We start from the raw sequence: 10,548 nt of genomic DNA on the forward strand, positions 1-10,548 counted from the left end.
AGGTGGGGTTCTTCGGGGGGTGCCGGGTGGTGCGGCCGTCAGACCCGGACGACCTGTGGTCCGAGCAGGGAGTAGCGGTGGGCCTCGGCGGCCGGGAGCAGGGTGCTCGTGACGATCGCCTCCAGCGCGCCGATCTCGGCGAACCGGCAGAAGCTGACCGCCCCGAACTTGGTGTGGACGCCCGCGAGCACCACGCGCCGCGCGGCCCGGACCGCCTGCGCCTTGACCTCGCCGACCGCCGGGTCGGGCGTGGTCAGACCGTGTTCGCGGGAGATGCCGTTGGCGCCGATGAACGCCAGGTCGATGACGAAACCGGAGAGCATCTTCGTCGTCCAGTGGTCCACGGTGGCGAGGGTGCCGGAGCGGACCCGGCCGCCGAGCAGCAGGACGGAGACGGTGCCGCTCTCGGCGAGGGCGCCCGCGACCGGCAGGGAGGCGGTGACCACGGTCAGCGGCCGGTCCCGGGGCAGCGCCTCGGCGATGAGCTGCGGGGTGAAGCCCTCGTCGACGAAGACCGTCTCGGCGTCACCGAGCAGTCCGGCGGCGGCGGTCGCCACCCGGCGCTTCTCGGGTACGTGGCTGGTGGCGCGGAAGGCGAGGGTCGTCTCGAAGCCGGCGCTCTCCACGGGGTAGGCGCCGCCGTGGGTGCGGCGCACCAGACCGTGGTCCTCCAGGGCGCGCAGGTCCCGCCGTACGGTCTCCTTGGCCACGCCCAGGTCGGCGGCGAGCGCGGTGACGTCGACCGAGCCGGTGGCGCGCGCCAGCCGCACGATCTCGCGCTGGCGCTCCTCGGCCGTCCCGTGGCTCATGGGTCCGACCACCCGCTTCCTGATCTCGCTGCCCGTTCGGGCCCGGTGCGGCCCTTGCAGGATGTTCTACAGCGGGTGCGTGGTTCTGACCAGGCTTGTTATGTGTTCGTTCCTGCCCGCTTGTGCCCGTTCGGATCCGGCGGTGCCCGCCTCGGACCTGCGCGGGGACGGCCCGGGGCGTGGGAACGGGCGGCACGGATGCCCGAATGCGGCGGCGGGCGGGCCCGTTCGGTGCCCGCCCGCCGGTGCGAGCGTCGATTTCCCGCCGCGGGGGCGTGCGGCCCGCGGCTCGTTCCGCGCGCGGTGCCGCGTCAGTACGGCCAGATCGGCGGGTCGGTGACGAAGTGGCCGCCCAGGCAGGCGTGCGCCGGGTCGTCCGGGTCCAGCTCGCCCTGCTCGGCGACGAGTTTCCCGGCGTACGGCTCGGAGTCGTCCTGCGGCTCGTAGCCGAGCGCCCGCGCGGAGGTGAGGTCCCACCACAGGCGGGTGTTGGCGGAGGAGCCGTGCACCACGGTGTGGCCGACGTTCTCGGCGGTCAGGGCCGCGTGGAAGAGGCGGGCGCCGTCGGCGGGGCTCATCCACACCGAGAGCATGCGCACGCTGGTCGGCTCGGGGAAGCAGGAGCCGATGCGCACGGAGACGGTCTCCAGGCCGTGCTTGTCCCAGTACAGCTGGGCGAGGTCCTCGCCGAAGCACTTGGACAGGCCGTAGAAGGTGTCGGGGCGGCGCGGGGTGTCGACCGGGATGAGGGGGTCGTCGCCCCGCGGGCGCGGGGTGTAGCCGACGGCGTGGTTGGAGGAGGCGAAGACGATGCGCCCGACGCCCTCCTCGCGGGCGGCCTCGTAGAGGTGGTAGGTGCCCTCGATGTTCGCCCTGAGGATCTTCTCGAAGGGGGCTTCCAGGGAGATGCCCGCGAGGTGGATGATCGCGTCGACCCCCCGGACCGCCTCGCGCACGGCCTCCCGGTCGGCGAGGTCGGCGACGAGCGCGTCCGGCTCGCCCTCGACCGGCCGCAGGTCGAGCAGGCGCAGCTCGTAGCCGTAGTCCGGGAGCAGGTCCCGCATCAGGGTGCCGAGTCCGCCGGCGGCGCCGGTGAGCAGAACGGTGCGGGGAGCGGGCATCCTCGGGTCTCCTTGCGTCGCCGGCCGTGCGCATGAGGCGCGGACGTGCACATGGGCGCACGGCATTCATAAGCGTGGACACGGTATGGAGGCGGGGCGCGGCCCGTCAAGTGTCCCGCCTCCCGCCGTGGAACGGAAGAATCCGCTGGTGTGCGGCGGGTTGCCGTGCTTGACCGGCGTCCCGGGGGCGGCTTAGCGTGGGACCGTTCAGAGATGTAGACGCCAATCAAGAATATGGACCTGGGAGAGCTCGTGACGCCAGCCCCCCTCACCGCCCGACTCAGTATCCCCAGCGGGCCGCTGTTCTTCCCGGTCACCGCGTACGGACCCGACGGCGCCGTCGACCTCGACACCTACCGCACCCATGTGCGGCGCGGGGTGGAGGCCGGGGCCGCCGCCGTGTTCGCCTGCTGCGGCACCGGGGAGTTCCACGCGCTGACGCCCGAGGAGTTCGAAGGGTGCGTGGCCGCCGCCGTCGAGGCCACCGGGGGACGCGTCCCGGTCGTCGCGGGCGCCGGGTACGGCACCGCCCTCGCGGTGCGCTACGCCCGGCTCGCCGAGCGGGCCGGGGCCGACGGGCTGCTCGCCATGCCGCCGTACCTGGTCCGGGCCGCGCAGGAGGGACTGCTGCGGCACTACCGGGAGCTGGCCGCCGCCACCTCCCTGCCCGTCGTCGTCTACCAGCGCGACAACGCCGTCCTCACCCCCGCCACCGTCGTCGAACTGGCCCGCACGGACGGGATCATCGGCCTCAAGGACGGCCACGGCGACCTCGACCTCATGCAGCGGACCGTCAGCGCCGTACGCACCGAGGCGCCCGGCGACTTCCTCTACTTCAACGGGCTGCCCACCGCCGAACTGACCCAGCCCGCCTACCGCGGCATCGGCATCACCCTCTACTCGTCCGCGGTGTTCTGCTTCGCCCCCGAGATCGCCCTCGCCTGCCACACGGCCTTCCGCACCGGCGACGAGGCCACCGCCCACCGCCTGCTGGACGGCTTCTACCGGCCCTTCGTCGAACTGCGCGACCGGGGCCAGGGCTACGCCGTCTCCCTCGTCAAGGCCGGCGTACGGTTGCGCGGGCTGGACGTCGGTGAGGTCCGGCCGCCGCTGCACGAACCGGCCGGGGACCACGTCGCACGGCTCGCCCGGCTGATCGAGCGGGGACACGCGCTCCTGGAGGAGGACAAGTGAAGGCGTCGGCGTTCGTCTACCCCTGGGACGTCAACGGGGACCCGGAGGCCCCCGCGCGGATCGCCGCGCTCGGCGTGGCGCAGGTGACGCTCGCCTCCGCCTACCACTCCACACGCGCGCTGACCCCCCGCCACCCGCGCCACCGCATCGTCACCGCCGAGCACGCGGCCGTGCTCTACCCGGCCGACGGGCGCTGGTCCGGCCGCGCCCTGCGCCCGTACCCGGCCGGCGACTGGGCCCCCGGCGACGCCTTCGGCGAGGCCGCCGCCGCGCTCGCGGACGCGGGGCTCGAGGTGCACACCTGGGTGGTCCTCGCGCACAACTCCCGCCTGGGCGCCGAGCATCCGGACACCTCGGTGGTCAACGCCCACGGGGACCGCTACCCCTGGGCGCCGTGCATCGCCCGGCCCGCCACCCGCGCGTACCTGACCGACCTCGCCGCCGAGGCGGCGGTACGGCCCGGGGCGCGCGGCACCGAGCTGGAGTCCCTCGGCTGGTACGGGCTGGCCCATCTGCACGCCCACGACAAGACCGCCGGCGTCGGCCTCGGGGACGCCGGGCAGTACCTGATGTCCCTGTGCTTCTGTCCGGTCTGCCGCGAGGGCTACGGGGCCCAGGGCCTGGACGCCGACGAACTCGCCGCCGCCGTACGGGACGCGCTCGAACCGGTGTGGCGGGGGGCGCCCTCCGACGGGGGCTGGCCGGGGGTCGAGAAGCTCCTCGGCGCCGCGACGGCGAACGCCACGCGCGCCTGGCGCGACGAGACGGCCCGCACCCTCCAGGAGGCGGCGGTCCGGGCGGTGCGGGAGGCGGCTCCCGAGGGCTTCCAGGTGCTGCTGCACGCGGACCCGGTGTCGTACCACTGCGGCGCCAACGCCGGCGTCGACCCCGCGCACGTCCTCTCCGTGGCCGACGGCGTGGTGGTGCCCTGCACCGGGGGCGCCGGCCTGCTGACGCCGTTCACGCGGGAGGGCCGCGAGGGTGCCGTCCTCGCGGCCAACTTCACCGTGGTCTCCGGCCTGGGCGGCAGCCCCGGCACCCTCGCGGCGGACGCGGCCGAGGCGCGCCGGCTCGGCGCGACGGAGCTGCGGCTGTATCACGCGGGGCTGGCGTCGGACGGGGACCTGGAGGCGGTGCGCTCGGCACTCGCCGCGCTCTGAAGCAGCGCCACCGCCACCGCCGCCAGCGCGAGCCCCGAGACGGCCAGCGGCAGCCGGTGGCCGAGCGGCCCGACCACGGCCGCGCCGACCGCCAGTCCGAGCACGTTCGGTGTGAACACCAGCGTGTGGGCGGTGGCGGTGGCCCGGCCCAGCAGCGGTCCGGGCGTCTCGCGCTGCACGGCGGTCAGCGCGGCGATCAGCACGGCGGGCAGCCCCGCCCCGATCGCCGCGCCGGTCACCCACGCCAGCGGGTCGTTCGGCACCGCGCGCAGCACCACCGCGACGGCCAGCAGGGCGACGCCGTACGCCGCGAAGCGCCGTTCGCCCAGGCGGCGCAGGGCGGGACCGGAGAGCAGGCCGACGGCCACCGAGCCCGCGCCCTGGACCGCGTACAGCACACCGGCGTACGCGGGGGAGCGGCCCAGGGCGTCCACGACGGCGTACACCAGCGCCCCGTTCACCCCCGCGCACAGCATCGTGGCGCCGCCCGCCAGGACCAGCGGACGCAGAAGCGGGTGCGACCACAGAGAGCGGACGCCCTCCGCCGTCCGCCGCGGGCGGCCGCCCGACGACGGCTCGGGCCGCTCCTCCCGCACCCGCAGGAACGCGTACACCGACGCCGCGAGCAGGAAGGTGACCGCGTCGAGGAGGGCCACGCCCGCCCCGCCGTACGCGGCGTACAGACCGGCCCCCGCCAGCGGGGCCAGGAGCTTCATGCCCTCGTTGAGGGTCGTCCGCAGCCCGTTGAAGTCGCCGAGCAGGGACCGGTCCACGGCGGTGGCGACCAGCGCCGACTCGGCCGCTTCGTGGACGACGCCGGCCGCGCCGTACACGAACAGCACCGCGTACAGCAGCCACACACCGCGCGCCGAGTCGACGGTGAGCAGGGTGAGCAGGAGCCCGGCCATGAACAGGCTCGTGCCGATCAGCAGGGGTGTGCGGCGGACGCGGTCGGCGAGCGCGCCCAGCGGCGGGCCGACCAGGGTCGGTGCCCACATCGCCAGCATGCAGAGGGCCGCGAGACCGTCCGAACCGGTGAGGTCCTTCACCCACACACCGGAGGCCAGCCACAGCGCGGAGGTGCCGAAGCCCGACACCACCACCCCGGCGAGGCAGAGCCCCGCGTTCCGGTCCCGCGCCACGCGCAGCACGGTCCAGGTCCGTCCGCCCGTCCGGCTCGTTCCGTTCGTCTTCATGCCCGGTCATCGTGGGACTAAGACCGGGGTGCGGGCATCGGGCAGATGCCCTAGAAACGGGGGCGGCGGGCGGGGGAGGGGCACGTGTCCTTCGGGCACCTCCCCCGCCCGCACCGTTCTCGTCGTCTCCTTCCCGCACCCCGGCCGGACCGCCCCCGCGCCGGGTTTCCGCCGCGCGGCGGGGGCGGCTGGGCAGGGGTGGACGCCGGGGCCGGACCGTTCGCGAGGTTGCGGCGGCACACCGGTTCCCCGGGCGCCCGGACGCCGGCCTCCCGAGGGGGGTCCTCGCCGTCCGGCCGCTGTACGACGGTCGTCCGGTCCGCCCCGGCGGCCTGTTCCTCCGCGGGGCCGGCGCCGGCGGGCGTCGCGACGGCGAACGGGCGCACCCGACTGCCGGACCCCCGCCCGCCCCGAGCCGGCGGCCGCCCGGACCGCCGTCCCCTCCGGCGGTCCGCCCGGCCGCCCGCGCGGACCGCGCGCCCAACGGCCGTGCGGCAACCGCAAGTTCCTTTGTCGGAAGCATTGACGAAACACGGGGCCACTTCTACGGTCATCCGCGTCGTACTTCGTACGTCATATATGAGACGCGATACGCGAGATCCGATACGCGAGATCCGAGAGGCGCGCATGACCTCTGTGCCCACCCCGATCCCCTCCCGCACGCAGTACGTGCTGGAGGAGATCAAACGCCGCATCCTCACCGGCCGGCTGACGCCGGGCCAGGCCCTGGTCGAGACCGACCTCGCCGCACAGTTCGGGGTGTCCAAGACCCCGGTGCGCGAGGCGCTCAAGACCCTGGCCGGCACCGGTCTGGTGGTGATGAGCCAGTACAAGGGCGTCACGGTGCGCATGGTCGACGCGGACATGGCGCGCGAGGTCTACGACGTGCGCCTGCTCCTCGAACCCGAGGCCCTCAAGCGCGCCGTGCGGCGCGGCGCCTCCCTCGACGCCGCCCGCTCCGCGCTGACCCGGGCCGACGAGGCCACCGACACGGCCGAACGGTCGCTCGCCAACCGCGAGTTCCACCGCGCCCTCTACCTGCCGTGCGGCAACCCGCTGCTCGGTCGGATGCTCGACGAGGTCCGCGACCAGGCCGCCCTCGTCTCCGCCGTCGCCTGGGCCGCCGACCCCTCCTGGGAGCGGGAGGCCAGCGAGCACCGCGAGATCCTGCGGCTCGCCCTCGGCGGGGACGCCGACGGCGCGGCGCGCGCCCTGCACGCGCACATCGCGTCGTTCGTACGACGGGCGTTCCCCGAAGCGGGGTTCGACATCCCGGAGACCCAGGACGCCCCGGAAGCCCAGGACGCTCCGGAAACCCGGGGCGCCCGGAAAGAGGACGGTCAGGCATGACAAGGACGTTCGAGACCCAGCGGGCGGCCCTGGCCGACGTGGTGGCGATCCCGGTGACCCCGTTCGCCGAGGACGGCTCCGTCGACCCCGGCACCTACCGGGCCCTGCTGCGGCGTCTCCTCGACGGCGGCATCACGACCCTCACCCCCAACGGCAACACCGGCGAGTTCTACGCCCTGACCCCCGAAGAGCGCCGCCTGGTGGCCGAGTTGACCGTCGAGGAGGCCGGCGACGGCTCGGCGGTCCTGGTCGGCGTGGGCCACGACGTGCCCACCGCCATCGCCTCCGCACGGCACGCCCGGGAGCTCGGCGCGCAGATGGTGATGGTGCACCAGCCCGTCCACCCCTACGTCTCCCAGGGCGGCTGGGTCGACTACCACCGCGCCGTCGCCGAGGCCGTGCCCGAGCTGGGCGTCGTCCCGTACATCCGCAACGAGCGGCTCGCCGGTGCCCGCCTGGCCGAACTCGGCGACGCCTGCCCCAACGTCATCGGGGTGAAGTACGCCGTGCCGGACGCGGCGAGGTTCGCCGCCTTCTCCCGGGACGCGGGCCTCGACCGGTTCGTGTGGGTGGCCGGCCTCGCCGAGCCGTACGCGCCCTCCTACTTCTCGGCGGGCGCCACCGGCTTCACCTCCGGGCTGGTCAACGTCGCCCCGTCCGTCTCGCTGAACATGATCGAGGCGCTGCGCTCCGGCGACCACCCGGCCGCCATGAAGGTGTGGGAGCAGATCCGCCGCTTCGAGGAACTGCGCGCCGCCAACGGCTCCGCCAACAACGTCACCGTCGTCAAGGAGGCCCTCGCCTCCCTCGGCCTGTGCCGCCGCGAGGTCCGCCCGCCGAGCAAGCCCCTGCCCGAGAGCGAGCGCGCCGAGGTCGCCGCCATCGCCGCCGGATGGTCCGTATGAGCGCCCCCGACCAGCGGCGCAGGCGGCCCGAGGAACTGCGCAGCCACCAGTGGTACGGCAGCGGCGTCGCGTCGGGCCTGCGCTCCTTCAGCCACCGCGCCCGCACCCGCCAGCTCGGCTACCTGCCCGAGGAGCACCTGGGCAAGCCCGTCATCGCGATCCTCAACACCTGGTCCGACATCAACCCCTGCCACGTCCACCTGCGGGACCGCGCGCAGGCCGTGAAGCGCGGGGTGTGGCAGGCGGGCGGCTTCCCGCTGGAGTTCCCGGTCTCCACCCTCAGCGAGACCTTCCAGAAGCCGACCCCCATGCTCTACCGCAACCTCCTCGCGCTGGAGACCGAGGAACTGCTGCGGTCCTACCCGGTCGACGGGGCCGTGCTGATGGGCGGCTGCGACAAGTCCACGCCCGCCCTGCTGATGGGCGCGGCCAGCGCCGACCTGCCCGCCGTCTTCGTGCCGGCCGGGCCGATGCTCCCCGGCCACTGGCGCGGGGAGACCCTCGGCTCCGGCACCGACATGTGGAAGTACTGGGACGACCGGCGGGCCGGCGTCATCGGCGACTGCGAGATGCAGGAACTGGAGAGCGGCCTGGCCCGCTCGCCCGGTCACTGCATGACGATGGGGACGGCGTCCACCCTGACCGCCGCCGCCGAGGTCCTCGGCGTCACGGTCCCGGGCGCGTCCAGCATCCCGGCCGTCGACTCCGGGCACGACCGGATGGCCGCGCGGGCGGGCATGACGATCGTCGACCTGGTCCACAAGGACCGGAAGCCGAGCGACATCCTCACCGCGGAGGCGTTCGAGGACGCGGTGACGACCGTCCTGGGGCTCGGCGGCTCCACCAACGCCGTGATCCACCTGATCGCCATGGCCGGCCGCGCGGGCGTGCGGCTCACCCTCGACGACTTCGACCGCATCGCCCGCACCGTCCCGGTGCTCGCCAACGTACGGCCCGGCGGCCGGACGTACCTGATGGAGGACTTCCACTTCGCCGGCGGGCTGCCCGGGTTCCTCTCCCGGATCCCGGACCTGCTCCACCTGGAGCGGCCCACCGTCTGCCACGACACCCTGCGCGAGCAGATCGCCGGCGCGCGGGTGCACGACGACGACGTCATCCGGCCCCGCGACAACCCGGTCGCCCCCGAGGGCGGGGTGGCCGTGCTGCGCGGCAACCTCTGCCCGGACGGCGCCGTCATCAAGCACATCGCCGCCGAACCGCACCTGCTGAAGCACACCGGTCCCGCCGTCGTCTTCGACGACTACAAGGAGATGCAGCGGACCATCAACGACCCGGCGCTGGACATCACCGCCGACCACGTGCTGGTGCTGCGCAACGCCGGCCCCAAGGGCGGCCCGGGCATGCCCGAGTACGGGATGCTGCCGCTGCCCGACCACCTGCTCAAGCAGGGCGTGCGGGACATGGTGCGGATCTCCGACGCCCGCATGAGCGGGACGAGCTACGGCGCGTGCGTGCTGCACGTGGCCCCCGAGTCGTACGTCGGCGGACCGCTGGCCCTGGTGCGCACCGGGGACCCGATCACCCTCGACGTGGAGAACCGGACCCTTCGGCTCGACGTCGACGACGAGGAGCTGGAGCGGCGCAGGGCGCAGTGGACGCCGCCGCCCGTGCCGTACGAGCGCGGCTACGGCGCGCTCTACCACGACCAGATCACCCAGGCCGACACCGGCTGCGACTTCGAGTTCCTCGCCCGGCCGGGCGAGGTGCGAGACCCCTACGCGGGCTGAACCGCCGTTCGGACCGGCCCCCGCACACCTACGAAGAAAGCGCTTCACCCGCTCACGCACGACACAGCACGACGTACCGAGAAACGGAGAACAGTCATGGCCCAAGCCGCAGCCGTGGCGAAACCGCCCGAGCCACCCCGGCGGCGCCGTGCCTCCGCCACGCCCCGCAGGCTTCCCTATCTGCTGATCGCGCCGGCCGCCCTGCTCATGCTGGGTTTCATCGCGTACCCGGTCCTCAGCGTCTTCTACTACAGCCTGCAGGAGTACAACCCCACCAAGCCGTGGCGGAACGGCTACGCGGGCTTCGACAATTTCGTCCACATCTTCACCGAGGACCCGCTGTTCTGGGACACGCTGGTCTTCAGCGCCAAGTGGGTCTTCGTCGAGGTCGGCCTCCAGCTGCTGTTCGGGCTCGCGCTGGCCCTCATCGTCAACCAGACCTTCGTCGGGCGGGGCCTCGGCCGCGCCCTGGTCTTCTCCCCGTGGGCCGTCTCCGGCGTGCTGACCTCAGCGATCTGGGTGCTGCTCTACAACTCCCAGACCGGCATCACCCGTTACCTCGCGGACCTGGGCATCGGCGACTACGGCGTCAGCTGGCTGTCGGACACCTCCACCGTCTTCCCGGCGGCGGTCGTCGCCGACCTGTGGCGCGGCGTGCCCTTCTTCGCGATCCTCATCCTCGCCGACCTCCAGTCCGTCTCCAAGGACCTCTACGAGGCCGCCGAGGTCGACGGGGCCAGCCGGATCAAGCAGTTCTGGCACATCACGCTGCCGCATCTGAAGGACGCCATCATCCTGTCCACGCTGCTGCGCGCGGTGTGGGAGTTCAACAACGTCGACCTGCTCTACACGCTGACCGGCGGCGGACCCGCGGGCGAGACCACGACGCTGCCGCTGTACATCGCCAACACCTCCGTCGACGCCCACGACTTCGGCTACGCGTCGGCCCTCACCACGGTCGCGTTCGTGATCCTGCTCTTCTGCTCGATCGTCTACCTGCGGCTGAGCAAGTTCGGAGGCGAAAGCAAGTGATCACCAAAGAGGCCGCCCCGACCGCCCCCGCCC

The 10,548-nt window shown here is 73.7% G+C and carries 9 protein-coding genes; 6 read left to right on the top strand and 3 right to left on the bottom strand.

The window, feature by feature from the left end:
• Window positions 1–38: 38 nt before the first annotated feature.
• Complete coding sequence (locus B7L92_RS17185; protein WP_081238477.1) at window positions 39–809, bottom strand: DeoR/GlpR family DNA-binding transcription regulator; 771 nt, start codon at window positions 807–809, stop codon at window positions 39–41.
• A 311-nt stretch (window positions 810–1,120) separates the two neighbouring features.
• Window positions 1,121–1,930, bottom strand: coding sequence for an NAD-dependent epimerase/dehydratase family protein (locus B7L92_RS17190; RefSeq protein WP_081238478.1), 810 nt, complete (start codon window positions 1,928–1,930; stop codon window positions 1,121–1,123).
• Between the two features lie 252 nt (window positions 1,931–2,182).
• On the opposite strand from B7L92_RS17190, the gene B7L92_RS17195 reads away from it, so the two are divergent.
• Window positions 2,183–3,124: a 5-dehydro-4-deoxyglucarate dehydratase gene (locus B7L92_RS17195; RefSeq protein ID WP_081238484.1), complete on the top strand. Its 942-nt coding sequence runs from the start codon at window positions 2,183–2,185 to the stop codon at window positions 3,122–3,124.
• Window positions 3,121–4,284 carry a hypothetical protein gene (locus B7L92_RS17200; protein ID WP_081238479.1) on the top strand — a complete coding sequence of 388 codons (1,164 nt, stop codon included), beginning with the start codon at window positions 3,121–3,123 and terminating at the stop codon, window positions 4,282–4,284. Before B7L92_RS17195 ends, B7L92_RS17200 begins: the two co-directional genes overlap by 4 nt.
• On the opposite strand, the gene B7L92_RS17205 is transcribed toward B7L92_RS17200, so the two are convergent.
• Window positions 4,221–5,480 (bottom strand): MFS transporter, encoded by a 1,260-nt coding sequence (locus B7L92_RS17205; RefSeq protein ID WP_081238480.1) that lies wholly within the window; start codon window positions 5,478–5,480, stop codon window positions 4,221–4,223. The genes B7L92_RS17200 and B7L92_RS17205 overlap by 64 nt on opposite strands.
• 627 nt (window positions 5,481–6,107) lie before the next feature.
• On the opposite strand from B7L92_RS17205, the gene B7L92_RS17210 reads away from it, so the two are divergent.
• The 4 genes from B7L92_RS17210 (at window position 6,108) to B7L92_RS17225 (ending at window position 10,515) form a co-directional block, all read left to right on the top strand.
• Window positions 6,108–6,830 (top strand): GntR family transcriptional regulator, encoded by a 723-nt coding sequence (locus B7L92_RS17210; RefSeq protein WP_081238481.1) that lies wholly within the window; start codon window positions 6,108–6,110, stop codon window positions 6,828–6,830.
• The gene (locus B7L92_RS17215) at window positions 6,827–7,735 is read left to right on the top strand and encodes a dihydrodipicolinate synthase family protein (protein ID WP_081238482.1); all 909 of its coding nucleotides are present in this window, start codon (window positions 6,827–6,829) and stop codon (window positions 7,733–7,735) included. The genes B7L92_RS17210 and B7L92_RS17215 overlap by 4 nt, the downstream gene beginning before the upstream one ends.
• Window positions 7,732–9,483 carry an L-arabinonate dehydratase gene (gene araD, locus B7L92_RS17220; protein WP_081238483.1) on the top strand — a complete coding sequence of 584 codons (1,752 nt, stop codon included), beginning with the start codon at window positions 7,732–7,734 and terminating at the stop codon, window positions 9,481–9,483. Before B7L92_RS17215 ends, araD begins: the two co-directional genes overlap by 4 nt.
• A 96-nt stretch (window positions 9,484–9,579) precedes the next feature.
• On the top strand, window positions 9,580–10,515 hold the full coding sequence (locus B7L92_RS17225) for a carbohydrate ABC transporter permease (protein ID WP_004989698.1): 936 nt from the start codon (window positions 9,580–9,582) through the stop codon (window positions 10,513–10,515).
• Window positions 10,516–10,548 lie beyond the last annotated feature (33 nt).

It is taken from the genome of Streptomyces viridosporus (assembly GCF_002078235.1).
Lineage (GTDB): Bacteria > Actinomycetota > Actinomycetes > Streptomycetales > Streptomycetaceae > Streptomyces > Streptomyces viridosporus.